The organism is Carboxylicivirga litoralis (assembly GCF_025499605.1).
Taxonomy (GTDB): Bacteria; Bacteroidota; Bacteroidia; order Bacteroidales; family Marinilabiliaceae; genus Carboxylicivirga; species Carboxylicivirga litoralis.
In genome coordinates, this window is sequence record NZ_JAFMVC010000002.1 from 309,120 (window position 1) to 335,452 (window position 26,333).

Genomic DNA, 26,333 nt, shown 5'->3' on the forward strand with positions numbered 1-26,333 from the left:
GGAATTAGGGTATGGCTAAGAAGAAGATAAGTTGGGAGTTGTATAGTTATGGCGAATACAGTCGATGGGAACGTACATCGAAGAAACTACCGAAACTACTGAAAATAACCGATGAGATTCGGATTCAACCAGACATTGAGTTTGGTTACGTGGTTAAAATTAAAGGAGCAAAAGGTAAAGTCGTCGAGTTTAAAATTGAACATCCGCCATTTACGGATGAGCAAGGGAAAGTCCAGCCACCCTTTAAAGGGCAGTACTTTATTAATTCAAATGATTACGAATTTTTTCTGGGAGATACTGTGTGGGAACCGTTTGATGATAAGGTAGGAAAATGGGTTCTTACAACATGGTTAGATGGTAAAATATTAGCAGAAAAGACAATTACGCTTTACCTGTAATATTAGCTCATTAAAACCATGATTAAGAACATGATAAACCCTAAAAGGGCAATGATTAATGCTACTTCAATTATTGAATAGATTAATATTTTCCGTTTAAGTTTTAATGTAATATCTGTTTCTTTCTTCATTTTCTTCTTATCCATTTGTAGTAGGTACTATCCTCAATGTACAAACATACAAGGCTTGACGAGAAAATCAAGATGCTTTAACAGTAATTAACAGGAGATTGACGTTTTTTAACCGTAAGAGATAAAAAAGTATCAATACAGTCCTAAATGATGACTCACTAATATCATATTATCAGATATCAGCTTTGTTTTGACTAAATTGTAACTATTGCCCTTAGCTTAGGTGTTTCTTCATTTTTCTGATTAAGTCTTCGGGCTGAAATGGTTTACTAATATAATCATCCATACCTGTAGCCAAACAACGTTCTTTGTCTTCAGGAAAAGCATTGGCTGTAACGGCAATAATTGGTGTGTGCGTGCCGGTGCTCTTCTCAATCTGACGAATTTTTTCAGTGGCCTTAAACCCGTCCATAATTGGCATTTGAACATCCATTAAAATTAAGTCGTATTTGACTTTACCAAACTTGTCGAGAGCCTCTTTACCATTAAACGCTACCTCAATCTTCTTGACTTCATCTTTAATGTATAAAATGATAATTTGTTGGTTGCTAAAGTTATCTTCTACTAAAAGAATATTAGCATCTGCAATATCCACGACTGGTTTGAAGTAGTTTTCAGATTGCTTGGTTGGTGGCTTTATGCTTTCAATGGATTGGCTTTGGTTGTTTTCTTTAAAAGTAGCTGTAAATTCTATCACCGTTTTTACCGAATCGGGGATGATGTCGATGTGATTGCCATCCATCTCAATAATTTTTTGAGTGATGCCTAAATCAAGCAGGTTGATATATTTCGAACGGTTCAGGTGTATAACATCGCTTGAGTGAATAGCATCTTCGCCAAGCTGAGATTTTGGCATTGGTACCACTGTGTTGCTAATAATCCTGAATTTTAACACCAGCTTGTTTGGTAATGTTTCTTTGCGCGAAACTTCAATTGTTATGTCTTTTAATTCTGATTTATTGTATTTCAATAAGCTGTTGAGCAGGTTAAGAAATATCTGCTTGACTTTAATGCTGTTGCCGATAAGGTTGGTTGGTATATCGGCCGAAAGAGAGAGGCTGAACTTTTTCTTTTCCTGATCGTCCTGGAATAACTTGATCGTATTATTGATGGTTGAATACAGGTTGAAACTAACTTCTTCAGTTGGTATCTGGCTGAAATTGGTTTTAGAGGCAGCCACCATGTTATTAACTACGTTTACCAAGTTGTTTGATGAAGCATGAATAGTATTAATGTAATCACGTTGATCATCACTTAAGTTGGTCTTTTCAAGTATATCAATAATGCCGGTTATGTTGCTAAGAGGTGTGCGGATTTGATGCGACAGTTTTGATATTAATTCCTCCTGCGTTTTATTAAAGTTTTGAGAATCTAATACTCGTCGTTCTTTTCTTAGTATGATTTCTGTATAGGTAAAGTGTATGGCATATGTTGTAATGAAAAAGAAGGTGTAAAAGCCAATAAAAACAATCTTTTCCGTTAATGAATATTCTCTTGCCAGTTCAATCCATCCGTAGTTATTAATCACAAGTACTACAATGGCAATTAAAACCAGGAATAATAAAGAAAAGATTGAACCTCTTCGCATTCCCATCAATGAAATAATGAATGGTGGGAATAAAGCTGTCCATATAATATCAATACCTGTACTGCTGCCAAATACAACAAAGTACAAAAACGTGACGCTTGAGAAGAAAAACAATGAATGTTGCATGCCTTTAGCCATGGAGTTTCGACTTAGGTATACAAAGTGGAATGCAAAAATCAAACTTAATGTTAATAAGGGAATTGCAAAAAATATATCTTCATTTCGTAAACAGATGATTCCCTCGATAAATACAATGCAGAATAGAAAAAAGTTAATCAGATTATTGATGAGCATTGGTGTTTGCTCTTCATCGTCAACTTTTGCCTTATTTTCTGATTTAAATAATAAAAGAAATCTATTTAATAGTTTCATCTGTCAGTAATTTAGATTATTCATCATGTGTGGGTCGGGTATCAGTAACTAAATAACGTTTGGTATGCGCTTAGTGTTTAAGTTGGCCTATCCCATTGTTTGTCTAGTTTCCTAAAACAAAAATAAACTAATAACTCACTTAATTAATAATTAAGAAGCTTTTTTTACCGATTTGCAAAATAATATGATTTTGATGTAACCGTTTACTAAAGTAATCGCGTATGATGCAAAATAACTTAATGAAAAGACAAAAAAAGTTTGAAATATGAAGAAGATACTAACGACTGTATGTTGCTTAATTGCTGTAAGTGGTGTTTTTGCCAAAGAGCACATGCCAACAAAAGAGGAATACAAAGCTTTCTTAAACACAAAAACACTTGTTGTGATGGATGCTAATCCAATGAGTGACTTTAATTTTAAGATTAAAGAGGTAATGGATGCAGTGTGGACATTAACCGATTATGAATTTATATCGAACGATGAATTTGAAGATAAACGTAACGATCCTGCCTATTCATTTTTAATTTCGACAGTAGCAACTTTTGATGCTGATAAAACCAAGGCACGTTATAACTTTTTAAGCTTGTTGCTTGGAGAAACGGATAGTGAAGTGCGTGATTTGCCTGATTTGTGCTCATTGCCTCTGTCGTACCTGCGTGTTGAAGATGTGAGTTATGCCTACAAACTAGAGGCATTTGTGCGCTTTATTCAGGATCATGTTAACCTGATGAACGAACGTCCAGAGCTAATTAAACCCAATGCTTTTAAGTACTACAATGATAATGTAAAAAGCTTGGACGATAAAACATTGTTTCTTGTCAAAGAAGACCTAGCTCCTGAAGTGAATACTGTGGCAAAGATAAAAAGTTTTTATCCTTATGATGTCAAAATTGTAACACGTTCAGAAGTAGAGGATGCTATTGAACGAAAGGATGATTCAGTTGTTTTCATGCATAAGGTGGGCCCCGAAGGAACCAAGTACAAGGCCCGCTGTTATAAAATATTAATTGGGGCAGACAGTTCTACATTTTATTATTTCGATTATCATATGGTTACAAAGAAAAATCGGGATGGGCTGTTAATGAAGGATTTGAAAAAAATGGCCTCGTAAGCCAGCCTGAAAAAATAATTAGCAATAACCAAACGATTAGTACTAAATAGCTGATATAAATCTTGTCAATTTTAATTAATGAATGGAGTTATCATTCAAAAACTTAATTAATTTTGTAAGTTTGTTAAACAGAAGAAATGAGATTGAGAACTGACTACCTGTCTTGTTGTGGATTATGGTAGTCATGTTTTTCTTGTATGATTCTGTTGGCAAGCAAGAGGAAAGTATAAACGTATGAATTAATCATTATGTCGCTAACTAATCGTAAGAAAAATAACTTGGTGCCGGAGCCAGCGCTACGTCGTATGCCTTGTTATTTGGCATATTTAAAGCTAGCTCAAAAGGAGGGACTTCAGCATATATCATCTACATTAATCGCTCGTGATATGGGTGTTGACCCAACCCAGGTAACCAAGGATTTGTCATATACCAGTATTGTAGGAAAAACACGCGTTGGTTATGAAGTAGAGCCTTTAATTGAAGTACTGGAAGACTTTCTTGGTTTTACGGTTGTTGATGAAGCCTACCTGTTTGGAGTAGGGAGTTTGGGTAAAGCATTGCTGCACGATCACGGATTAAAGCAGTTTGGTCTTAAGGTTGTGGCAGCATTTGATGTCGATCCTGAAGTAGTTGGAAAAACTATTGAAGGGGTGCCAATTTATCATTTTGAAGAATTGGCAAACATGCATGAAGAAAAAGCAAAAATCGGTATTTTAACGGTTCCGGTAGATAAAGCGCAGGAGGTGGCTAATAAGTTGGTTGAAGTTGGTATAAAAGCGTTATGGAACTTTACACCTGTTCGTATAAAAGTAGAAGAAGATATTGTGGTTCAAAACACATCATTGTATGCTCATTTAGCAGTAATGTTTAATCGTATGAAAGCTGAATGAACTATGATTAAGAGCTAAAAGAAAGGTGCAAATCAATGGGATTTGCACCTTTTTTATTGTTAAAAAGTGAGGGTGAATTTGGTTGCCTTTTCAGGTTCTGAGTAGGCCGAAATTGTTCCGCCATGCAATCGAAGAATTTGTTTTGATAGGCTTAAGCCGATTCCCGAACCTTGAGGTTTTGTGGTGAAAAACGGAATGAAAATTTTATCCAAAACATTAGGCAAAATGCCTTGTCCATTGTCAATTACCTGAATTGTAATGCGCCCTCTTTTATTCAAGAAAGCATTGAGTTGTATTTCGGGATTTTCTCTTGAATCAAGTGCCTGAATAGCATTCTTCACCAGATTGATGATAACCTGTTCAATTAGTTTTTCATCGGCCGACAGTTCCAGTGAGTTAGGCTCAATGTTAATGTTGCACTTAATGTTCTTAGTCTTTAATTCTTCGGTTAATAATCCTTTGATGTTGAGCAATAGCTTACTGACAGGGAAAATTGTAAAGGTTGGCGTTGGAATTCGTGTTAAATCCCTGTATGTATTAACAAAATGTAACAAGCCATCGGTTCGCTTGTGAATGGTTTCTAAGGCGCCTTCAACTTCTTTTATGGTCTCCAAATCGTCTTCATCGATATTTTTCTGCTGAAGGCTATTTGATAAGTCCTTCAATATCATAGTGATGGTTGATGATAGTGAAGAAATTGGAGTAATGGAGTTCATGATTTCGTGGGTTAAAACACGAATCAGCTTTTGCCACGATTCCATCTCTTTTTCTTCCAGCTCATCCTGGATGTTTTTGATGGACGTCAACAAGATAGTTCGGTTGTGTATTTTGAACTCCGTAGCATAAATGGCAAGCTGTAAAAGTTCATCTTTTTCCTGAACCCTGATTAAGGTGTTTTCACCATGACGAATGGTTAAGAGCTTTTGCACCAGCTCGGGGCTGAAATCATTTAATGCCTGAATATTATTCAAGGCTCTTACCTGGAATAGTTTTTTAGTAGCATTATTAATTAGTTCTACTTTCCCATCTTTCGAATAGGCAATTAATGAGATGCCTATGTGCTGAATCACTGTTTGCAGATAATAATAATTTTCCTCTTTTTCAGCTCTTACCTCTTGGAAATCTTTAATTACTTCATTAAATGATTTTTTGAGTTTATCAAATGAAGAGTCGAGACTCTCAACCTGAAATGTTCGTGTAAAATCAGAATAGCGGATAGACTCCAAAAAGTTGTTAAGTACACGATTCGTACGGTCAACATAGTGAATCATTGCGAATATCTGAAAAGCAATGAGTAGACCAACCAAAACCAGAGTCATGGTTAATTCTGTATTGAAAAACAGATAGAAGAATGCAAAAATAGACCCTGCCAATAGCAAGGTCCGTACAATAAAGTTTATTCTAAAGTTGTTATAAACCATGCTTCTCAAGTCTTCTGTACAGTGATGTTCGTGTTAAGCCAAGGTCGGCCGCTGCTTTTGAAACATTACCCCTATTCATGCGCAGGACTTTCTCAATGATTTGTTTTTCAATATCTTCAAGATTATAAGTGTCAAATTCAAAACCTTCCGATGAGGTAGGTAATGACGATAGTTGAAAGTCAGCTTCTTCCAGGTTAGGCGATTCGCTCATAATCACTGTACGCTCTAATATGTGCTGGAATTCCCTAACGTTTCCAGGCCATGGATAATTGGTTAACTTTTTAATAACTTTTGAAGATAATTTGTTAACCTTTTTCTTGTACTTCTTCGAGAAAATATTCAAGAAGTGTTCAGCTAAAACAGGTATGTCTTCAGGGCGTTCGCGTAAGGGTGGAAGTTCAATCTCAACGGTATTGATACGATAAATTAAATCCTGACGATAGCTATCTTCCTGCGCCATTTGTTTAAGGTTCATATTAGTAGCACAAATCAGACGAATATCAATTGGTTTCGACTTGTTAGCACCAACTCTAGTCACTTCGCGTCTCTCAAGGACTGTTAAAAGTTTAGCTTGCAGTGGTAAAGATAGGTTTCCAATTTCATCAAGGAAGATGGTTCCCTTCGATGCCAACTCAAAACGTCCTGGACGATCTGCTTTTGCATCGGTAAATGCACCCTTAACATGGCCAAATAATTCGCTTTCAAAAAGTGTTTCGCTTAAAGCTCCTAAATCTACACTGATAAAGCTTTCGTTGTTTCTCAATGAATGTCGGTGAAGAGCTCGGGCAACTAGCTCTTTTCCTGTTCCATTTTCGCCAAGAATAAGTACATTGGCGTCAGTGCCTGCAACTTTTTTAATGGTGTTAAACACATTTTGCATGCCCGGCGATACTCCAATGAAATCGGCAAATGGTTGATCGAGAATGGTGTTAATCTCTTTTTGCTTACTCTTTAAGTCTTTGACCTCGTTGCGCGATTGACGAAGCTTAATGGCTGAATTAACGGTTGCCAATAGCTTCTCGTTTTGCCAAGGTTTTAATATGAAATCAGTAGCACCAGCTCGCATTGCTTTAACCGATTTCTCAACATCCCCATATGCTGTAATAAAGAGCACAACAGCTTGCGGGTCGATTTCCAGTATTTTTTCAAGCCAATGAAATCCTTCTTGCCCGCTTATTGCGTCTTTTGTAAAGTTCATATCTAAAAGAATTACATCGAAAGAGTCTTCTGCCATTAAAGCAGGTATTTTATTCGGATCTGTTGAGGTGCTGATGTGCTCAACATGCGGCTTTAATAATAGTTTTAATGCGAATAATATATCTGCATTGTCATCTATTGCAAGAATGCGTCCTGATTTCTTTGTCATATTTTGAGTTTTTCGCTACTAAATATACCATAATTAAGTCACAACTATAGTAAGAATTGTTCGAAAGCGTACGGTTGATCTTTGTTTTTGTGACATCCAAAAAAAGTGCCGTTTTTGTAATTGCTTTGATTATAAGGCATTAAGGCTTGTGGCATAGAAAGTGATGTTGATATTAGCAAGTTTTAAGTTATTTTTATAACGAAATCTTAAAGTGGTGAGATTGTAAAATGCAGTTGTTTAGAGGATTAGTGATGTCGTTTAAAAAGGAGATAGTTAACTGTATTTTATTGAATGGGGATATTTTAGTAGATAATATATAAAAATAGATGTTCGATTTCGTACAGTGTTGTTTCGAAATCGTACATAATTAGATTAAATATGATTCATGCTAGGAACTTAACAAAGGTATTAAGGAATGGAGCCATCGAGACGACCGTTTTGCAAAATGTTAATATTGACATTGAGCAAGGGGAGTATGTGGTTATTCTTGGTCCATCTGGGAGCGGAAAAACATCTTTGATTAATACCATTGGTTTGATTGATAAGCCTACCTCTGGAGAGTTATTTTTTATGGGGCATGAAGTAAGTCGTTTGAAAGAGCGGCAAAGAAGTAATTTGAGAAGAGGGGGCATCGGGTTTGTTTTTCAGAATTTTGGTTTGATTGATGAACTTAATGTTTATGAAAACATTGAATTGCCACTGCAATATTTGAAATATTCGAAAAAGGCAAGGCAACTTAAGGTAAACGAAATGTTATCGAAGTTTCAGATTTCGCATTTGAAGCAGTATTATCCAAAACAATTATCGGCATTACAAAAACAATTGGTCGCCATTGGTCGTGCTGTTGCAATTAGTCCAGATTTGATTATTGCCGATGAACCAACAGGCAATCTTTCTTCTGCTTCAGGAAATAAAGTGATGGAGGTGCTTTCTTCATTGAATGAAGAGGGGTATACAATAATAATGGCAACTCATTCGGCAACTGAAGCCGAGAGAGGACAGCGTGTTGTGCAGTTGTTTGATGGCCACATTGTAACAGAGAACATTAAGAGTCGTTTATAATGATGCTAAGTCACCATATCAAAGTAGCCATACGCGGTATTCGAAAACAGGGAGTTTATGCTTTGCTGAATATTTTTGGTTTGTCTATTGGTCTGGTCTTGGGTTTGTTTGTGGTCTTACTTGTTCGTCACGAGGCAAGTTATGATACCTCATTTTCAGACAATAATCGAATATATAGATTAGCTACAGAAGGTGTTCTTGGAGCCAATATTATAAAAAGTGCAACGTCTCCAATGCCGCTGGCTAATGTTGTGCGTGCAATGGATGAAGTTGAACAGGTGGTGAGATTTGTGCCAGGTGCTAATAATGTGGTGCAATATAATGAGCTCCGTTTTAATGAGGATGGATTTATTTTTGGTGAAAATAACTTCTTTGAGCTTTTCGATGTTGAGATTGTGAAAGGAAGCAAGCTTTTGTCGCATCCAAGACAGGTGGTTGTTACTGAATCGGTGGCCGGTAAGTATTTTGGAGATGATGATCCGATTGGAAAGTTTGTAGTACGTGAAGGTATCAGTTACGAGGTAGTAGGGGTTTGTAAGGATTTACCTTTAGCCACTCATTTTACTTTCGATTTTGTTGCATCATTAAATACGATTGATGAGATATTATTAAAAAAAGCTGATTCGGCATATGTTGAGAACTGGAAGTCGGATTGGATGTATTTGAATTGTTATACTTATCTAAAACTTAACAAGTCGGTCAAAAAAGAAGAATTCATAGAAAAGGTTAATGCAGAGAAGGATATGTTAATTGCACCTCAAGTTGAGGAGATAATGCAGTTGGAGCAAACAAATGACAGTATTGAGCTGGAATTTATTGCTCAAAACATAAAGAGCATACATTTTACATCGCACCTGGATGGCGAATTGAGTGCTAATTCAAAACCTATTTACATAGAGTTGTTTGCGTTTGTGGCTGTTTTCATTCTTTTAACAACCTGCATCAATTTTATGAACTTAACTACAGCCAAGCTCAAAATGAAGTACCAGGAAGTGGGGTATCGCCAATTGGTTGGAGCAACAAGGGGACAATTGATAGCGCAGTTTTTGGTTGAAGCTTTGGTTTATGGCTTGGGTGCAATGTTTATCGGAATGGTTCTTCTCGAATTAATGCTGCCTTTCTTGAATAATTTCTTTCAGTTAGAACTTGAATTCAATTTCTTCAGGGGCTGGGTAGATTTTTTCGGAATATTGATTGTGCTTTTATTTATTGGATTATTAACAGGTAGTTTTCCAGCATTCTTTTTCTCTTCTCGAAAACCGGAGAAGTTAATTTCGGGTGATTATAAAATCAGTAAAATTGGTTTTATTGTTAGAGGGCTTCTGGTGACAAATCAGTTTGCGGTTGCTATGTTTTTAGTTGTAGTAGCAAGTGCAATGTGGTGGCAGGTCAACTTTGTCAAGAAAAACGATCATGGTTTCGGTTCTGATAATATCATTGTGGTTGAGCGTGGGCATGCTGTGCGTAAGGATATGCAAGCTTTTAAAAAGGCAGTTCTTGATGTGGAGGGAGTGAGGTATGTGGGTGCTTGCAATAGCCTTCCGGGTGATGATTATTTTCAGGGAACGTTTCGGGCCAACAACAGTAAAGAGGGAAGTGTAGTGATGCTTCCGATGAATTATGTTGACGAGGATTATTTCAACGTTATGGGACTTCGTTTAAAGCAAGGACGTTTTCTTAGTAGTGAACTGGGTGATAGCATTGGTGTGAATTTAAATATTGCCGCGGTCAAGGAGTTGGGGCTGAGTAAGCCGCTTGATGAGAAAATTGAGGTGTTCGGTAATGATAAATGGGCTTTGAGCATCGTTGGCCTCGTTAAAGACTTTAATTTCGAGTCGTATTTTACGCCCATAAAGCCTTTGGTGATAATGCTTTTATCTGACAAAATGCGTTTTGAATATATTTTAATTAAGCATGAGGGTACAGTAGATGCAGAAGCGATAAAATCAATTTGGGACAACTATTCTGAAGGAGCACCATTTGTTTATACAAGCTTAAGCGATCGACTTGATAAGCTTTACGAAGAAGACGTTCGTATTGCTAAAATCATGTCTGTTTTTGCACTTTTGTCTTTGTTTATTGCTATTCTGGGAGTTGTTGCTCTAGGAGCTTTTATTATTGAGTATAAGTCTAATTCTATTGTAGTTAAAAACATTCTTGGAGCTCCACGACAGTCTATTATGAGGCAAGTTTTTTCCATGTTTGGAGTCTATGTTATTATTGGTGTATTGTTGGCTTCGGTACCAGCTTATTGGGCTATACAAGCCTGGGGGAATAGTTATGCATACTTTGATTTTATCGGAATAGGATCCTTTGTTTTTTGGGCATTAGCACTTATCGGGTTATCTTTTGTAGCCACGTTTGTTCAAACTTTCCAAGGAGCCACATTCCGCCCTGAAAGTTAATGTTTACATGTCGAGTGCTTATTTCAGAATCTTAATCGGATAAGAATTCAAAAGAATCTCTGCGATTATCAATTTAACACTTCTTTTTACGTTCTGTATATGAAAAATTTCGATATATTTGCGCGACTATGACGTGAAGTTTGTCAAAACGAATTATAAAAATTATTAACAAATGCAGAACAAAGGAGCTATAAGACTTTTTGCCATACTATTGGTATTAGTCAGCTTATATCAATTGATGTTTACATTCCAGACTCGTAGAGTGGAAAATGTGGCGAAAGAGATAGCAGGTGGCGACCCGGATAAAGAATTTGCCTACCTGGATTCGATTAAAAACGAGACGGTTTATAACTTTTTATGGGTAGCCCGTAAGTATACTTACCAAGAGTGTAAAGAACGCGAAATAAATTTCGGTCTTGACTTAAAAGGTGGTATGAACCTTATACTTGAGGTTAAGGTGGCAGACATCGTAAGAGCTCTTTCGAATTATAATACAGACGAAACATTTTTAAAAGCTTTAAAAGCAGCTGAAGTTGCTGAGAAAAGCTCATCTAAAGATTTCATTACATTATTTGGAGAGGCTTTCGCTGAAATTGATCCAAATGCTCAGTTAGCCACTATCTTCAATACTGTTGAATTAAAAGAACGTGTAAGTTATAACTCAACCAACGAAGAAGTGTTGAAAGTGATTCGTGAAGAATCTACAAGTGCCATTGATAATGCATTTAACATTCTTCGTTCACGTATCGACCGCTTTGGTGTTACACAACCAAACATCCAACGTCTTGAAAAGGCTGGACGTGTGCTGGTTGAATTGCCAGGTGTGACTGACCCACAACGTGTACGTAAATTACTTCAGGGAACGGCTAGTTTGGAGTTCTGGGAAACTTATGAAAACTCAGAATTATTCGAATATTTAGTTCAGGCTGATACTAAAGTGCGCGAAATGGAAGCCGCTAAAGCTCCGGCTGAAGAAGCTGCCGCAGAAGAGGCTGCCGAAGAAACAGCTGAAGAGTCAACGCTTGTTGACCAGTTAGCCGCTGAGGCTGCAACAACTGATTCTTTAGAGGATGTTAACGCTAAGTCATTATTTTCATATTTACAGCCAAACCATCCACAGCAAGGTGGACCAGTTGTTGGTATTGCACTTTCTCGCGATACGGCTGAAGTAAATTCTTACCTTCAGAACCCTTCAGTTAAGAGCTTGTTCCCAAAAGATGCTCGTTTCTTTTGGACTGTTAAGCCAATTGAAAAGGATTATTTAGTAAGTCGTTTCGGTGCCGATATCAACGAAAAAGAAACAGCTTTCCAGTTGGTGGCTATCAAAGTAAGCACGCATGATGGTCGTCCTCCATTGGAAGGAGATGTAATTACTTCGGCTCGTAGCCAGACTAACCAGCGTGGTCAGTTTGAAGTGAGCATGAGCATGAATGCTGAAGGTGCTAAGACATGGTCGCGCTTAACGGGAGCTAATGTTAACCGTAGCATTGCTGTTGTGTTAGATGGTTTTGTATACAGTTTCCCGACTGTTAATCAAAAAATTGACGGTGGTCAAAGTCAGATTACAGGTAACTTTACGCCAGAAGAATCTCAGGATTTGGCCAATATTCTTAAGTCAGGTAAGTTACCTGCTCCGGCACGTATCGTAGAAGATACAGTTGTTGGTCCTTCTCTTGGTCAGGAAGCTGTTGATAGTGGTTTAACATCGTTCATCTGGGCGTTTATTGTTGTACTAATCTACATGTTATTATACTATGGTATGCGTGCTGGTTGGGTAGCTGATTTTGCATTGGTTGCTAACATGTTCTTTATCATGGGTGTTTTAGCATCGTTTGGTGCTGTGTTAACATTACCTGGTATTGCTGGTATTGTACTAACAATTGGTATGTCAGTGGATGCGAACGTACTTATCTATGAGCGCATCAAAGAAGAATTGCGTTCTGGTAAAGGTATTCAATTAGCTATTAAAGATGGTTATAATAATGCGTTCTCAGCTATTATTGATGCGAACGTAACTACTTTCTTAACTGGTTTGATTTTATTCTTGTTCGGTACTGGCCCTATCAAAGGTTTCGCAACAACTTTAATGATTGGTATTGCTACATCTTTCTTCTCAGCGATTTTTATTACACGTTTGATTTTCGAACAATTGTTGAGCAAGAACAAGACCTTAGTTTTCGATACAAAATTAACACGCAACTTATATAAGAATTTGCATGTGAAATTCTTAGAAAAGAAGAACATGTTCTTCATTATCTCAGCAGTTGCTATTTTAGCGTCAGTAGTTTCATTAAGTACTTTAGGTCTTAAGCAAGGAATTGATTTCACCGGAGGTCGTACTTTTGTAGTGCGTTTCGATGAGCAGGTGTCTTCTGTTGATGTTCAAAAAGCATTAACTGACGTATTTGAAGGAGCTCACGTAGAAGCTAAGCAGTTTGGTAACGAAGGTAACCAGGTGCGCATTGCTACTAACTACATGATTGAAGAGAACTCAGAAGCGATTGACAATAATGTAGAAACTAAGCTGTATGAAGGATTGAAGGCGTTCATCAAAGGCAACGTTACTCAAGATGAGTTCCTGGCTGATTACCGAATGAGTTCGCAGAAAGTAGGACCTACTATCGCCAGTGATATTAAGAAGAATGCAGGTTTAGCAATTGGTTTTAGCTTGATTGTTATCTTCTTGTATATCTTAATCCGTTTCCGCAATAAGGAGTTTGGTTTTGGTGCGATTGCCGCCTTGGTGCACGACGTTTTAATCGTGTTAGGTGTATTCTCAATTTGTTATTCGTTCATGCCATTCTCAATGGAGATCGATCAGTCGTTTATCGCTGCGATTCTAACTGTAATTGGTTACTCTATTAACGATACCGTGGTTGTATTTGACCGTATTCGTGAGTACTTTAAGTTGTATCCTAAGCGTGAGAAAGATGAAGTGGTTGATGCAGCTCTTAACTCAACGGTTAGCCGTACAGTAAATACATCGTTAACTACTTTCGTTGTGTTATTGGTAATCTTCTTATTCGGTGGCGAAGTTATCCGTGGATTCGTATTTGCTTTGATGGTAGGTGTGCTTGTAGGTACATACTCATCATTATTCATTGCGACGCCAGTGGCATTTAACTTCCTTAATAAGAAGTCGAAGAAGAAATAATATTTCTATCATATGACGAGAAGCCCTGTAGTTGTTCTGCAGGGCTTTTCTTTTATAAAGCTGCTGCTATTTTATTATCTTTGAATCTGAAAATTTAGATTATGAATACGATTCTTTTTATTTCCGGAGGAGAGATTATTATTGTAGTACTGGTTGTACTGCTGTTGTTTGGTGCGAAAAGTATTCCGGACGTCGCTCGTATGCTTGGAAAAGGAATGAATGAATTTCGCCGTGCTTCTGATGAAATAAAACGAGAGTTCAGGGAAAACACCAGTGATATTACTGAAGTGGTTGAAGAAACGAAGAAAGAGCTTACTCAGGAGGTGAAAGAGGTCAATAAAGCCATTGAAGAAGAAGCAGCTGACTTGGATCCTTATAATTTAAATGAAGAAAAGGAGGATTCAAAAAATAGTAAAGATGTGCCTCCAACTACGCCTGATGGACCTGTCTCTCGCGAAGATTCTGTGGATAAATAAATAGTGATATATGCCCCCAATTTTATTTTTATTAGCCGGATTTGTGCTGTTGTTTTTTAGTGGTGATTGGCTGGTAAAGTCAAGTGTGCAACTGGCACGTCATTTTAAAGTGTCTACCTTGGTGATTGGTATTACCGTTGTTGCCTTCGGTACTTCAGCACCCGAACTACTGGTAAGTTTGAGAGCTGTGTTTGATGGAGCTGCTGATATTTCCGTTGGTAATGTGGTTGGCTCTAATATTGCCAATATTGCTTTAGTACTTGGTCTGGTTTCAATTGTTTATCCGGTTAAGGTAAAGAAAAAAGCTATTTGGCTTGATTGGTTAGTGATGATGGCAGCTACTGTTGGATTAATGATCGCGAGTCAGAATCTTATTCTCAAATCAGTCGAAGGAATTATCTTTTTGGTATTACTTGGATTGTATATTATTTGGGCGGTATATAGTAGTCGCAAGCAGAGTAAGGCGGAAGAGAAAATCGAAATACCATCCATGGCATTATGGAAAGCTCTTTTGTTATTTCTTTTGGCTGCCGCCGGCTTGTATTTTGGAGCAGAATGGTTAGTGATTGGTGCTAAGGATATTGCAAGTAACCTTGGGGTTAGCGAACGTGTTATTGGTATTTCTGTGGTTGCTTTAGGGACAAGTGTTCCTGAACTGGCTACCTCATTGGTGGCTGCCATCAAGAAAGAGTCTGACATATCCATTGGTAACATCATTGGTTCAAATATTTTTAATATTTGGGCTGTACTGGGTGTTACTTCAGTGATTAAGCCAGTTAATGTTAATGCATCAATGGTGAATACTGATTACTGGTGGATGTTTGCAATCGCCATTTTGCTTTTTGTTAGCATTCTGCCATTGTCAAAAGGTATGGTGTCGCGTTGGAAAGGAGCTATTCTTTTGAGTGTTTATGTCCTATATATTTATCTGTTATTTGTATAGTGTATGATTAAATGCGAGCAAATCCGAAAAAGCTATGGAGAGCTGGAAGTTCTGAAAGGAATCGATTTAAATATTGATGCCGGAGAAGTAGTTTCGATAGTTGGAGCCAGTGGAGCCGGTAAAACCACATTGTTACAAATTTTAGGGACACTGGATAAACCTTCATCAGGAGATGTGTTTCTGGATGATGTTAACTTAAGCTCTTTATCTGGCAAGCAATTGTCCAGGTTTAGAAATACAAAAATCGGATTTGTTTTTCAGTTTCATCAGTTATTGCCTGAGTTTAATGCGCTGGAAAATGCGATGTTACCAGCTCTAATCAATGGTCAATCGAAAGCGAAAGCTGAAGAAAGTGCCAAAGAGTTATTATCCTTTTTAAGCCTCAACCATCGCCTCGACCATAAGCCAGCCGAATTAAGTGGAGGTGAAAAGCAACGTGTTGCTGTCGCTCGTGCTTTAATTAATAAGCCCGCAGTTGTATTTGCCGATGAACCATCCGGAAATTTAGATTCGCATAGCCAGGAGGAACTGCAAAAGTTGTTTTTCGAATTGCGTGAAGCTTTTAATCAGACCTTTGTTATTGTAACGCACGATTACCATTTGGCCAAAATGTGCGACCGCATGATTGAAATTAAGGATGGTTTGATTTGTAATTCGTAACAATGGATTTAACAGATTTAAAGTCTTTTCTAGAAGAAAAGGTTGATAAATACAATCGATCGGATTTTATCGAAAATGATCCAATTTCTATTCCGCACCAGTTTAGCCGGAAAGAAGATATTGAAATTGCAGGTTTTTTAATTGCAACCATTGCATGGGGTAGGCGTGACCTAATCATCAAAAGCGGAAAGAATTTAATGGCTTTATTAGAGCATGAGCCCTATGAATTTTTAATGCATTCTGAACCTTCTGACTGGAATCGTTTCGAAAAATTCTATTACCGTACTTTTTCATCCGTTGACTGCCTCTACTTTTTAAAAGCGTTAAAAGCGATTTATACCAATTGTGGTGGGCTTGAGAAGTTATTTCTTTCGGCTTACAAAGGAGATGATATAAAACCGGCTTTAGTACATTTTCGGGAGGTTTTTTTGAGCTTTGATTCGCCACATCGAACACATAAACATGTCGCTAATATTTTAAAGGGTGCGTCAGCTAAGCGTTTAAACATGTATTTGCGCTGGATGGTGCGTGATGATAAGCGAGGTGTCGATTTTGGGCTTTGGAAGAATATATCGTCTGCCGATTTGTTACTGCCATTGGATGTACATACCGGTAATGTGTCGCGAGAGCTGGGTATTTTAACCCGTAAGCAAAATGATATGAAGGCTGTAGATGAACTGATGCAGACTTTACGTTTGCTGGATGCAGATGATCCGGTTAAATACGATTTTGCGTTGTTTAGCCTGGGTGTTAACGAGCGTTTTTAAGGAATGGCAAATTCATATTTTCAATTTAAACAGTTTGTTGTTCATCAAAGCAAGGCTGCTATGAAAGTAGGTACTGATGGGGTGTTGTTAGGAGCCTGGGCAGATGTTGAAGGTTGTACCACTATTTTGGATGTTGGCACTGGAACGGGTTTGATTGCGTTGATGTTAGCGCAACGAAATGCCGCGGCTAAAATTGCTGCCATTGATATTGATGAAGGTGCTGTATTGCAAGCAAAGGATAATTTTGGATTATCTGATTGGAAAGAAAGGTTGCAGGTTAAACATAGCACATTGCAAGCCTTTGTCAGGGATAGCAATACGATGTATGATCATGTGGTTTGCAATCCACCTTTTTTTAATAAAGCTTATAAAAGCGACAATCATTCGCGTAATTTAGCGCGTCATACCGAGTCTCTTTCTTATCTGGAATTAATTAGAAATGCCTATCGCGTAAGTCATCCAAGGGGTAAATTATCTGTAGTGTTACCTTTTGATGTTGAGGAAGAGTTTAAAAAAATGGCGATTGAGGAAGGTTTTTGTCCGCATAGAATTACCCGAATTAAACCAACGCCACAAAAATCATATGTTCGTGTTTTGATCGAACTGTCCAAGCAACAGATAGAGCAGGCTGAGATTGATGAAATGATAATTGAAGACAAGGGGCGCCATGGATATTCCGATGATTACATTGCATTGACTAAAGCCTACTACCTTAATATGTGATTTTTTTCAAGTTTAAATGCAACATATTATATAATTTTTCAGTAGTATATAAGTGCGATAAATGTTAGAATTGTGCATATGTGCACTGGTGGTAATAAGTGCCATTTAACATTCGTAAAAACAACAATTAAATAAAAATCACTATTTTAGCGTTGGAAAACAATAAAGATGTTAAAAAGGAAATATACAGATAGTGAGTTGTTGGAAGCCGTCTATTCCAGGGATAGTAAGCTTATAAAGTACATCATGCAATTGGTGTGGGGACAGGTAAAAACAATAATTACCGATAATAGCGGCACCAATGAAGATGCTATGCAAATAATGCAGGATGCTTTTATCGCCATTTATTCAAAACAAGAAAAGCCGATTTTAGTCAGTTCATTTAGTACCTATTTTGTATCTGTTTGTAAAAACCTGTGGTTATATGAACTTAGAAAAAGAAAAGGTGCACCTGTCTATCAAGTGCTAAACGATGAAATCCCCGAATTGGAAAGTGAAATTCATGAGAAAGAGCTTTTTGAAAAACGTCGACGCTTGTACTTGAAATATTACAACAAAATTCAAAAAATTTGTCAGGATGTTTTGCGCCTCGTGGCTATTGGCTTTACTAATGAGCATATAACAACCGAATTGGCTTTTAGCTCGGTGGCTTATACTAAAAACCGAAAATCGATGTGCAATAAGAAGTTGTTGGAGATGATTAAAGCTGATCCTGAATATAAAGAGTTAAAGTATGGATTATAATAAAAGAATATTGCAATTTTTTACCAATGAGTTATCACCTGAAGACCGTCAGGAGTTAAAATTGGAAATGGCCAATGATGCTCAACTTAATGAAGATATGAAATTGCAGCAGGAAGTATTGTATGCCATTGCCAATGACAAGGCTGAAAATGATGATTTTAAAAAGCAATTACAGGAGATTGGAAACGAATTTCTGGAAGAGCAGGAAGAAAAGAGTCATTCATTTAAAATCAACTATTGGTTAGCTGCAGCCTCTGTTATTGTAGTCATTGGCCTTGGAAGTTATTTAGGCCTGTTAAAGGATTCAAACTATACCGGCAATCAGGTGTTTGTAGAATACTATACCCCGTATGGAGCCGATATGACTGTGCGTGGAGGTGAGCAATCGACATTGTTTGATGCCGCTCTAACAAAATACCAGTCGGGTGATATGCCGGCTGCCATTGAGGCTTTTAAAGAGCTGGGCATTGAGAACGAGGAGCTGGCTGGTTTCTTTACTGGACTTTGCTATTTGGAGATGGGTAATATTGAAGAAGCTCAGCAACAACTAGAGGCCACGCAGGATATTGCTATTTTTTACGAAGAGCAGATTAAGTGGTATATGGCTTTATGCTATCTAAAACTGGAAGATTATCAGCAGGCAGAACTGTTATTAACACAGTTGCAAACGAGTGGTAATAAATATGCTAAGCAAGCGGAGGAAATTTTAGGAAAAATGAAGTTTTAAGATTTTTTTCTATCGACGTAGAAGAAGATAATAACCGACAACATAGCAAATGCTAAAAGGTAAATAAACAGGCCTTTTGGCATTTGTTGTTTAACAGGATTTGTGTTGCCAGCTAACACATAATTGGCCCAGTAATAGGGATGAGACTTTACACCGTCGGCACTTGATAAATAGTTCAGTTTACTTACTTGTAAAGCTTTGTTCTTATCTAAACCATTATCCAGTTGCGTATAAAAATCTTCGACTATTGACGCTCCACTTTTATCGTTAACTGGCCAGAGAGTCATTACCTGGGCTTCAACACCGGCATATGTAAAAGCCCGGGCGATACTCAGTAACCCTTCTCCTCTTTGTTTTTGTCCACGCCCCGTGCTACATGAACTTAACACAACCAATGGTGATTTAATACTGTAATTGTAAATTTCACCGGCTGTAAAACTACCTGATAAACTGTCGTCAGAGGCAAACACCAATTGCGAATTGAATGGCTGCACCTCATCGTTTAACGAGTGCATTGCCAGGTGCAAGATGTAATTATCTTGCATCGATTCGATAAAGTTGGTTCTGTTGGCTTCATCTCCGGTATACGACTTGGTTGAGAAAAGCGCTTCAATGGCTTTAATTTCTTCTTTAGCACCTTGTAGTGGCATTAGCACTGAATCTAATGCTATTGTTTCATCAAGCCTTATTGAATCAGTTGATACATTCCCTTTGTACTTGGGGGCAAATGCAAGAATCTTGCTAAACGGAATAGCTTCTGCACTTTTATTGTGGAGCATGGCTGTATTATACGAGTAGCTAACTGTTTGTTTTTTTATTAGCCAGGGGTAAGCGCTAAATTTTGGTTTCTGCATTGAAACATCCTCTGTAAGCAAAATCTCAAACGGTAAATATGAAAGTTCTCCGTGAGGTACAATAATTAATTCGCTATCACCAATTAATGGTTCTAAGCCTTTTAGCAAGTGGTTATAGAGTGAATAGGCCGCAGCTGCAAACTTTTGAGTATGCTCTTTGGTATGCTGCCCGATAAAAGGGGTTGATACCTCCTTGGTAACAAGTTTAAAACATTGCTTGAAATCAGTTTCTGTTACGATAACATCGCATAATACGGTGTCTTTGTTAATGGCAAAGCGAAATATTTCTGAGTTGGTTTGGTAGAAGTCAACAATAACCTGGTGCTTGCCTAATCGGTCCTGAATTTGCTCAATGCTTAAAAATGGGGCTCTCGCCTCCTCCTGATGATATTCTGGGAATTGTTTTTTGATTAAATCATTAAGGCTGTCTATGTTAGCCATGCTTTGGCTCATTTGGTTGTTGAGAGAGGCAATCAAACTGCTATCCGTTGTTGATGAAAAATAAGCTTCGTTGTAGTGTTTCTCATAGCGATCGTATTGCTTTTTAAAAGCATTAAGTTCATTAATCATTTTTAGGGGAACACCCGAATTCAATTTATAGCGTTTCTCATTAATCCCTTGCATTAAAGCATATGCCTTGCCTTTCTGAACGAAATCAAATGCCTTTTGTAAATATTCGTTCTTACCAGTTGCTTCATAAAGAGCCATGCTCACTTTGGTGCTTTGCTCGGTGAAATTATAATACAATTCACCTGCAACCAGTCTGTCTCTGTCGTAATTTTGTTTGCTTCGTAATAACTTTATGCCTTGTTCAGCTTCGGAAATATAAGAAAAAGCTTTTTCAAGTAATGATAAGTCTTTGTTTTTTAGATACTGGTTGTAAAGATTTTCTGCCAAGGCAATATTTACATTTCTATATAGCAAACCAAATCGACTGTTTTGTATAGTTGATGATTTGTCAAGTAAATGAGGATATTTCTTTAACATTTCAATATTTACAACTTTAAGCAAATCGTATGCTTTAGAAAAAAAACTAAGTTGATGGTAGCATAATGCTCGTTCATATTCGTTATCCCAAAAAAAGTAAGATTCATAATTACCATTAAGAACCATAACTTTATTTGCATTTTCTAAATGGAAAAGACATTGCGAATACTGTCCCAATTCATAGTAGGCACGAGCAATAATATTTTCGAATGTCCTATCTTTAGGTAGTTTAAGTTTATTGTAGTAAAGGTGTGATGCCGAATCTATATAAGAATAGGCTATTTCGTCATTATATATTTTCGCAAGGTTGATGCCAGTATTTAAATAGGCATAAGCAAGACTTTCTTGATTAGTTGTTTTACATTCTCCAATATTTTTCAAGAGATAAGAACGCATTTTTTCATACTCTTGTAAGTCAAAATAACAGCGTATTAAGTTATAATATGCAACATCTTTTAGTTCTTTCAGCTGTTCTTTGTTTGAACAAATTGATAAAGCATTGGATGCGTACAAAATGGATTTGGTATAGTTATTTTGCATCCAATAATGGTTTGCAAGGGTATTCAAGTGGGATATATACTCCTTTAAAAGGTATTCTTCCTTATTTTGATAAAACTTAGTAAGTTGGTTAATATAAGGTTGAGCTTTATTTTCCATGCCCATGCCAAGTAATAGTCCAATGTAGTTTTGATATAAGGCATGGTTGTGCAAGCCAATTGTTTTATTAAAAGGTAAAGCAATTGCTTCCTGAAACACTTTATAAGCCTCCTCATATTGCCGATATTTACCGAACAGGTTACCCGCATATACTTCTACCGATAAGTTATAGTTCTCATAATTGGCATTGCTTATTAATGTTTTCTTTTCTAATTCAAATGATTGACGTAGGTATTGTAGTTGCTGTACACGGTTATTTTCTTTATAACTGATAACTGCCATGTTATGGTATATTTTGGCTTTCACTGAATCATTCAAAAAAGTGGAGTTGTCTTCTTTAAGGAGACCTTCCAGGATTGTTTTGGCCTCAGTGTTTTTGTCTATGTCAATTGCAATTATTGCCTGATATAATTGAATATATCTGGAGAATAGCCAATCATTTTGATTGACTTCGATGTGCTTAAGCAAGTTATAGGCATCTGGCATTTTACCGGCATAAGCATATGAACGAATAGTTTTGTATAGCAAACGAAAACGTTCATCATCTTTAGGTCTTGATTCTTCGGAACTTAAAATATTTGTACCAATTTTTGCCGCCTTTTCGAAATTATTGGACGAATAATGCTTCGTAAATAATATTATGTTATCATTGCTTTCTTGAGAATAAACTTTTTTTATAGTACTTAATGTGCACATTAACAGCAATATGAGTAGTTTGTTGCTCATTTTTTTTAAAAAAAGTTCAAAAAAAGGTGTTACGCTTCCCGATTCTTGCAATTAACCTATAGAAACCATTAATACGACAGTAACATGAATTCTTTAGTTAATACAAAAAAACAGGCACAATTTAAAAAGTTTATGGCAAAAGACAGCTCCTTTTTAAAAAAGGTTGTTGGTGGCGATAGTGGCGATTCAAAAAATGATCCTGTTAATCAGAGTGATAATACGAAAGTGAAACTTTAAATAATTCATGTTCTATCATTAAGCGGCTTTGGACGAGCTGACAAAATGAAAAGCATTAAAAAAACTATGACTATCCCGATTAGTAGAAGTCTGAACGCAGGCTGTTTGTAGGAACATAAGAAGGTGAGGCGGTTTCCCTTATAGATTCCCGATTCTCACATTATCTCACCTAGTACCCCTCACCTTCTTTATCCTCAAATTAATCGGTGTAGTTGATAAGAGAGCAAAATTTGCCACAGCACGAAGTACATAAAACAATTGCGCTAATCGACGAAGAGATTAGGCGCAAAGAAACCGGTTCGCCAATAGAGTTAGCCGGGCAGCTACGTATGTCTGTACGTATGCTGTATTTTTATTTAGATGTAATGACTTCATTAGGCGCTATTATTTACTTTTCAAAAGAAAGCAATAGTTTTGTTTATGAGGAACAAGGGTTCTTTCAAGACGGCATCCGTTGGATCGAATATGAAAAAGTAGAAGTGCGTAAATAACTTACTAATTTGAAGGCTTAAATAAAAAAATGTTATTTTCGGGAAGTAGCTGATAATAATTATGCCTGTCAATACACCCAAAACAAGTCAGAGTAAAAGCAAATACCATCATTATTCCGCCATTAACTACCGTGGTTACAGTTTGTATTGGCTTATTCTTATTGCTCTTTTCACGTGTTTAGTTGCTTTGCCATTTATTTACGTTGATGTCTCGGTGCAAAGTAGAGGAGTAATTACAACACTTAACAAAACAGTACATCTAAATTCTCCGATTACAGCAAAAGTTACACGTGTCGATATGGCGGAGAATAAAAAGGTACAGAAGGGAGATACGCTTCTTGTATTAGAGCAGAGTGGTCTTACGAATGAAATTCAGCTAATTAATCTGCAGCTGGAACAACAACAAAGCTACATTAATGACATAACCCACCTGCTAAATGCCTTTGAAAATGCTGCTATCCAAACCTCGTTATATCTAAAGGAAAGAGAAGACTATACAACTTCTATTAATACGTTTAAGCGTAAAATAGAAAAGCTTAACGTTGAGTTTAAGCGAACTTCAGCACTGCATAACGACGGAGTAATACCGCTCAATACATACCAGGAGGACTCCTTTAAGCTCGAAGAAGCGCGAGATGAATTGCTAATGTATAAGACAGCTTCGCATGCCCGATGGGAAAAAGAACGAAACGATTACACCATTTCCAATCAGGAGCTAAAACGAAAAGCGAACAATTTGGTGCAGCAACGCAGTCAATATCAAATGACGGCTCCATTTGATGGCAGTATTATTGATTTTAATGGTGTAGCAGTAGGGAATTTCTTAACTGAAAGTCAGTTGATTGCCTATTTGTCACCTCAGCAGGAATTAATAGCCGAGTGTTATATTTCTCCTTCAGATATTGGGTTTATTGCTCAGGACATGCCCGTCCGATTACAAATTGATACCTATGATTATAATCAATGGGGCATGCTGGATGCCGTTATATTTGAAGTGGCCGATGATGTTATTTTTGTTGATGGACAATACCGGTACTTAATTCGTTGTCAGCTTAAGGATAATAGGTTACAATTGAGTAATGGAGTTGTCGGAAATATGAAAAAAGGAATGAGCCTGACTGCACGATTTATTGTTACGAAACGCTCATTATATCAATTATTGTTTGATACTGTTGACGACTGGTTCAACCCTAAAGTTATACCAAACAAAAGTTTTAATGCATTAAAATAAATGAGATTAGCCATTCAGCAATATGATACAACCGATTGTGGAGCAGCGTGCCTGGCATCTGTAGCAAGGTATTACAAATTGAGTTTGCCCCTGTGGACCATACGTCAACACGCGGGTACACATAAAGGCGGTACCAGTGCCTATGGTTTGATAAAAGCTGCCGAAATGATTGGTTTTGATGCCAAAGGCATTGAAATTGAACTTTCCGAAACTTATGAAATTCCTTTACCGGCTATTGCTCATTTAAAACTACCAGGAGGAACCCATCATTTTGTTGTTGTCTACAAGGTGAGTAAGAAGTATGTGAAAGTGATGGATCCGGCAATTGGTAAAATGATAAAATTGTCCATTGAAGAGTTTTCAAAAAAGTGGACTGGTATTGCCATCTTGTTAATTCCTTCAACCAATTTTTCAAAGGGCGATAAAACGATTTCAAATTTCAGGCGTTTCTGGAATGTTATAAAACCTCATCGTGCCGTTTTTATTCAGTCTGGTTTTGGTGCTTTGGCTTTTTCTTTTCTTGGACTATCTACTGCTTTCTATATACAGAAGCTCACCGACTTTGTTTTGGTTGGGCACAATAATAATCTATTAAATCTGCTGGGTTTAATCATGATTGTTGTTTTTGTAGTACAGGTACTAATCGGCGTGTTGCAGTCGTGGTTTGTGTTACGCGTAAGTCAGAATATTGATACCTCATTAATATCCGGATATTTCCGACATCTTATTAAACTACCTCAGAAGTTTTATGACAGTATGCGTATTGGCGAGTTGATTTCGAGGGTGAATGATGCGGTCAAAATTCGCAATTTTATTAACCAGATAGCTGTCGAGTCGGTTGTTGACGTGTTAGTTATTGTGATTGCTTTTTTGGTGATGATGGTGTTTAGTTGGAAACTGGCTTTGTTGTCTTATGCCGTTATTCCTGTTTACCTTTTGTTATTGGCTATTACAAATGCTATTAATAAGAAGTTGGAGCGTGCTAAGATGGAGGAAACCGCTGAACTGGAGATACAGTTAGTTGAATCGTTGAGGGCTGTGAAGACCATTAAACAGATGGGTGCCGAAGAGCATTTTGCCGACGGTGTTGATAACCGGCTCGTGAAGGTGCTGGAACAGGTATATCGCTCTGGTAAGTTGGATATTTTATCCAATTCAGGTATTCAGTTTATCAACCGACTATTGACTTTGGCAGTGCTGTGGGCCGGCGCTTTATTTGTTATTAAAACCGAGATGTCTACTGGTGAATTAATGTCTTTCTTTGCCATTTCGGCCTATTTTACCGGGCCGGTGGCTCGCCTGGCTGCTATCAATAAAAGTGTACATGGAGCATTAATAGCCATGGATCGTTTGTTTGAGTTATTAGAGCTGGACCATGAACAAGAAACAGAACAAACCATTCCGTTTAGTCATGCCGATACCGGGGTTATTAATTTTTCGAAAGTCGATTTCTCGTATACGCTAGAGCAGGATTTGTTTATCGACTTTAATCTCTCTATCCAGGCTAACACTATTTCGGTTTTATTGGGTGATAGTGGAAGCGGAAAGTCTACTGTTGGCGCATTGATTCAGGGATTGTACCCAATACAAAATGGTGAGATAAGCATAGGTGGTTTAGATATTAAGCATGTGAATTTGACCGACCTTCGAAAGGTGGTTGGCATTGTTCCTCAAAATATTGAGTTATTCGCTGGTAATGTCATTGAGAATATTGCTTTGGGCGATCCTCAGCCCGATGTTAAACGTGTTCTTACTATCATCAAACAATTAAAGCTCGAAGAAACCATTGAGCAATTGCCCGAAGGTTTGTATACCTGGTTAGGTGAAAATGCGAGTCAGTTATCTGGGGGGCAACGCCAGCGATTGGCCATTGCCCGTGTGCTGTATCTCAACCCCCAAATCTATATATTCGATGAGGCCACGTCCTTTTTAGACGACCGCTCAGAAGCCGTGGTGATGGATTTGGTTCAGAAACTAAAAGCTGAAGGGAAGACAATTATTATGGTAGCTCACCGCATGAGTGTGATTGATATTGCTGATGAGGTGTTCGTCTTTGAAAAAGGAAAACTCATACAATCCGGAGCCGTTTCCAAACTCAAAAAACAAAAAGATGGTCGTTTTTACGAGATGATGAAGCATCATTATCGCTAATGAACATTCTAATGTGAGCATACATCCACAGACTTTGATTATTTTTGTGCCTTCAATTTTA

At 37.3% G+C, this 26,333-nt stretch carries 21 protein-coding genes; 17 read left to right on the forward strand and 4 right to left on the reverse strand.

The features are described from left to right. Positions 1–11 precede the first annotated feature (11 nt). Complete coding sequence (locus J1N10_RS03450; protein WP_262325274.1) at positions 12–398, forward strand: DUF3859 domain-containing protein; 387 nt, start codon at positions 12–14, stop codon at positions 396–398. 345 nt (positions 399–743) lie between these two features. On the opposite strand, the gene J1N10_RS03455 is transcribed toward J1N10_RS03450, so the two are convergent. Next, positions 744–2,489 carry a response regulator gene (locus J1N10_RS03455; protein ID WP_262325275.1) on the reverse strand — a complete coding sequence of 582 codons (1,746 nt, stop codon included), beginning with the start codon at positions 2,487–2,489 and terminating at the stop codon, positions 744–746. 265 nt (positions 2,490–2,754) lie between these two features. On the opposite strand from J1N10_RS03455, the gene J1N10_RS03460 reads away from it, so the two are divergent. Both J1N10_RS03460 and J1N10_RS03465 read left to right on the forward strand, forming a co-directional pair. Next, positions 2,755–3,600 (forward strand): hypothetical protein, encoded by an 846-nt coding sequence (locus J1N10_RS03460; protein ID WP_262325276.1) that lies wholly within the window; start codon positions 2,755–2,757, stop codon positions 3,598–3,600. A 248-nt stretch (positions 3,601–3,848) separates the two neighbouring features. Next, positions 3,849–4,490, forward strand: coding sequence for a redox-sensing transcriptional repressor Rex (locus J1N10_RS03465; protein WP_262325277.1), 642 nt, complete (start codon positions 3,849–3,851; stop codon positions 4,488–4,490). Between the two features lie 59 nt (positions 4,491–4,549). Here J1N10_RS03465 and J1N10_RS03470 read toward each other — a convergent pair whose 3' ends face one another. Continuing rightward, positions 4,550–5,911, reverse strand: a complete 1,362-nt coding sequence (locus tag J1N10_RS03470) for a sensor histidine kinase (protein ID WP_262325278.1) — start codon at positions 5,909–5,911, stop codon at positions 4,550–4,552. Beyond that, on the reverse strand, positions 5,901–7,277 hold the full coding sequence (locus tag J1N10_RS03475) for a sigma-54-dependent transcriptional regulator (RefSeq protein WP_262325279.1): 1,377 nt from the start codon (positions 7,275–7,277) through the stop codon (positions 5,901–5,903). Before J1N10_RS03475 ends, J1N10_RS03470 begins: the two co-directional genes overlap by 11 nt. 378 nt (positions 7,278–7,655) lie before the next feature. On the opposite strand from J1N10_RS03475, the gene J1N10_RS03480 reads away from it, so the two are divergent. From J1N10_RS03480 to J1N10_RS03525, 10 genes are all read left to right on the forward strand, one after another. Then, a complete protein-coding gene (locus tag J1N10_RS03480) occupies positions 7,656–8,339 on the forward strand; it encodes an ABC transporter ATP-binding protein (protein ID WP_262325280.1) in 684 nt (227 codons plus the stop codon). Further along, positions 8,339–10,744, forward strand: coding sequence for an ABC transporter permease (locus J1N10_RS03485; protein ID WP_262325281.1), 2,406 nt, complete (start codon positions 8,339–8,341; stop codon positions 10,742–10,744). Before J1N10_RS03480 ends, J1N10_RS03485 begins: the two co-directional genes overlap by 1 nt. 172 nt (positions 10,745–10,916) lie before the next feature. Next, a complete protein-coding gene (gene secDF / locus J1N10_RS03490) occupies positions 10,917–13,898 on the forward strand; it encodes a protein translocase subunit SecDF (RefSeq protein ID WP_262325282.1) in 2,982 nt (993 codons plus the stop codon). 101 nt (positions 13,899–13,999) lie between these two features. Next, positions 14,000–14,374 carry a twin-arginine translocase TatA/TatE family subunit gene (locus J1N10_RS03495; RefSeq protein WP_262325283.1) on the forward strand — a complete coding sequence of 125 codons (375 nt, stop codon included), beginning with the start codon at positions 14,000–14,002 and terminating at the stop codon, positions 14,372–14,374. Positions 14,375–14,384: 10 nt separating this feature from the next. Next, positions 14,385–15,317, forward strand: coding sequence for a calcium/sodium antiporter (locus J1N10_RS03500; protein ID WP_262325284.1), 933 nt, complete (start codon positions 14,385–14,387; stop codon positions 15,315–15,317). 3 nt (positions 15,318–15,320) lie between these two features. Continuing rightward, the gene (locus J1N10_RS03505) at positions 15,321–15,977 is read left to right on the forward strand and encodes an ABC transporter ATP-binding protein (protein WP_262325285.1); all 657 of its coding nucleotides are present in this window, start codon (positions 15,321–15,323) and stop codon (positions 15,975–15,977) included. Between the two features lie 2 nt (positions 15,978–15,979). After that, complete coding sequence (locus J1N10_RS03510) at positions 15,980–16,744, forward strand: TIGR02757 family protein (RefSeq protein WP_262325286.1); 765 nt, start codon at positions 15,980–15,982, stop codon at positions 16,742–16,744. A gap of 3 nt (positions 16,745–16,747) precedes the next feature. Next, positions 16,748–17,467 (forward strand): tRNA1(Val) (adenine(37)-N6)-methyltransferase, encoded by a 720-nt coding sequence (locus J1N10_RS03515; protein WP_262325287.1) that lies wholly within the window; start codon positions 16,748–16,750, stop codon positions 17,465–17,467. 168 nt (positions 17,468–17,635) lie between these two features. After that, positions 17,636–18,211 carry an RNA polymerase sigma factor gene (locus J1N10_RS03520; protein WP_262325288.1) on the forward strand — a complete coding sequence of 192 codons (576 nt, stop codon included), beginning with the start codon at positions 17,636–17,638 and terminating at the stop codon, positions 18,209–18,211. Beyond that, positions 18,201–18,938, forward strand: a complete 738-nt coding sequence (locus tag J1N10_RS03525; protein ID WP_262325289.1) for a hypothetical protein — start codon at positions 18,201–18,203, stop codon at positions 18,936–18,938. The genes J1N10_RS03520 and J1N10_RS03525 overlap by 11 nt, the downstream gene beginning before the upstream one ends. On the opposite strand, the gene J1N10_RS03530 is transcribed toward J1N10_RS03525, so the two are convergent. Further along, positions 18,935–22,162: a CHAT domain-containing protein gene (locus J1N10_RS03530; protein ID WP_262325290.1), complete on the reverse strand. Its 3,228-nt coding sequence runs from the start codon at positions 22,160–22,162 to the stop codon at positions 18,935–18,937. The two genes, J1N10_RS03525 and J1N10_RS03530, sit on opposite strands and share 4 nt — an antisense overlap. An 84-nt stretch (positions 22,163–22,246) precedes the next feature. Between J1N10_RS03530 and J1N10_RS03535 the strand changes: the two genes are divergently transcribed. The 4 genes from J1N10_RS03535 to J1N10_RS03550 all read left to right on the forward strand — a co-directional run bounded on the left by J1N10_RS03535 (position 22,247) and on the right by J1N10_RS03550 (position 26,272). After that, entirely contained in the window at positions 22,247–22,399 is a 153-nt protein-coding gene (locus tag J1N10_RS03535; protein ID WP_262325291.1) for a hypothetical protein, read from the forward strand. 212 nt (positions 22,400–22,611) lie between these two features. Continuing rightward, positions 22,612–22,890 carry a hypothetical protein gene (locus J1N10_RS03540; protein ID WP_262325292.1) on the forward strand — a complete coding sequence of 93 codons (279 nt, stop codon included), beginning with the start codon at positions 22,612–22,614 and terminating at the stop codon, positions 22,888–22,890. Between the two features lie 61 nt (positions 22,891–22,951). Continuing rightward, positions 22,952–24,121: an HlyD family secretion protein gene (locus J1N10_RS03545; RefSeq protein WP_262325293.1), complete on the forward strand. Its 1,170-nt coding sequence runs from the start codon at positions 22,952–22,954 to the stop codon at positions 24,119–24,121. Further along, entirely contained in the window at positions 24,122–26,272 is a 2,151-nt protein-coding gene (locus J1N10_RS03550) for a peptidase domain-containing ABC transporter (protein WP_262325294.1), read from the forward strand. Positions 26,273–26,333 lie beyond the last annotated feature (61 nt).

What these genes read in the sequence shown, in the direction of transcription:
- J1N10_RS03450 (WP_262325274.1), top strand. Translation starts at nt 12, where the DNA reads ATGGCTAAGAAGAAGATAAGTTGGGAGTTGTATAGTTATGGCGAATAC.
- J1N10_RS03455 (WP_262325275.1), bottom strand. Translation starts at nt 2,489, where the DNA reads ATGAAACTATTAAATAGATTTCTTTTATTATTTAAATCAGAAAATAAG.
- J1N10_RS03460 (WP_262325276.1), top strand. Translation starts at nt 2,755, where the DNA reads ATGAAGAAGATACTAACGACTGTATGTTGCTTAATTGCTGTAAGTGGT.
- J1N10_RS03465 (WP_262325277.1), top strand. Translation starts at nt 3,849, where the DNA reads ATGTCGCTAACTAATCGTAAGAAAAATAACTTGGTGCCGGAGCCAGCG.
- J1N10_RS03470 (WP_262325278.1), bottom strand. Translation starts at nt 5,911, where the DNA reads ATGGTTTATAACAACTTTAGAATAAACTTTATTGTACGGACCTTGCTA.
- J1N10_RS03475 (WP_262325279.1), bottom strand. Translation starts at nt 7,277, where the DNA reads ATGACAAAGAAATCAGGACGCATTCTTGCAATAGATGACAATGCAGAT.
- J1N10_RS03480 (WP_262325280.1), top strand. Translation starts at nt 7,656, where the DNA reads ATGATTCATGCTAGGAACTTAACAAAGGTATTAAGGAATGGAGCCATC.
- J1N10_RS03485 (WP_262325281.1), top strand. Translation starts at nt 8,339, where the DNA reads ATGATGCTAAGTCACCATATCAAAGTAGCCATACGCGGTATTCGAAAA.
- secDF (WP_262325282.1), top strand. Translation starts at nt 10,917, where the DNA reads ATGCAGAACAAAGGAGCTATAAGACTTTTTGCCATACTATTGGTATTA.
- J1N10_RS03495 (WP_262325283.1), top strand. Translation starts at nt 14,000, where the DNA reads ATGAATACGATTCTTTTTATTTCCGGAGGAGAGATTATTATTGTAGTA.
- J1N10_RS03500 (WP_262325284.1), top strand. Translation starts at nt 14,385, where the DNA reads ATGCCCCCAATTTTATTTTTATTAGCCGGATTTGTGCTGTTGTTTTTT.
- J1N10_RS03505 (WP_262325285.1), top strand. Translation starts at nt 15,321, where the DNA reads ATGATTAAATGCGAGCAAATCCGAAAAAGCTATGGAGAGCTGGAAGTT.
- J1N10_RS03510 (WP_262325286.1), top strand. Translation starts at nt 15,980, where the DNA reads ATGGATTTAACAGATTTAAAGTCTTTTCTAGAAGAAAAGGTTGATAAA.
- J1N10_RS03515 (WP_262325287.1), top strand. Translation starts at nt 16,748, where the DNA reads ATGGCAAATTCATATTTTCAATTTAAACAGTTTGTTGTTCATCAAAGC.
- J1N10_RS03520 (WP_262325288.1), top strand. Translation starts at nt 17,636, where the DNA reads ATGTTAAAAAGGAAATATACAGATAGTGAGTTGTTGGAAGCCGTCTAT.
- J1N10_RS03525 (WP_262325289.1), top strand. Translation starts at nt 18,201, where the DNA reads ATGGATTATAATAAAAGAATATTGCAATTTTTTACCAATGAGTTATCA.
- J1N10_RS03530 (WP_262325290.1), bottom strand. Translation starts at nt 22,162, where the DNA reads ATGAGCAACAAACTACTCATATTGCTGTTAATGTGCACATTAAGTACT.
- J1N10_RS03535 (WP_262325291.1), top strand. Translation starts at nt 22,247, where the DNA reads ATGAATTCTTTAGTTAATACAAAAAAACAGGCACAATTTAAAAAGTTT.
- J1N10_RS03545 (WP_262325293.1), top strand. Translation starts at nt 22,952, where the DNA reads ATGCCTGTCAATACACCCAAAACAAGTCAGAGTAAAAGCAAATACCAT.
- J1N10_RS03550 (WP_262325294.1), top strand. Translation starts at nt 24,122, where the DNA reads ATGAGATTAGCCATTCAGCAATATGATACAACCGATTGTGGAGCAGCG.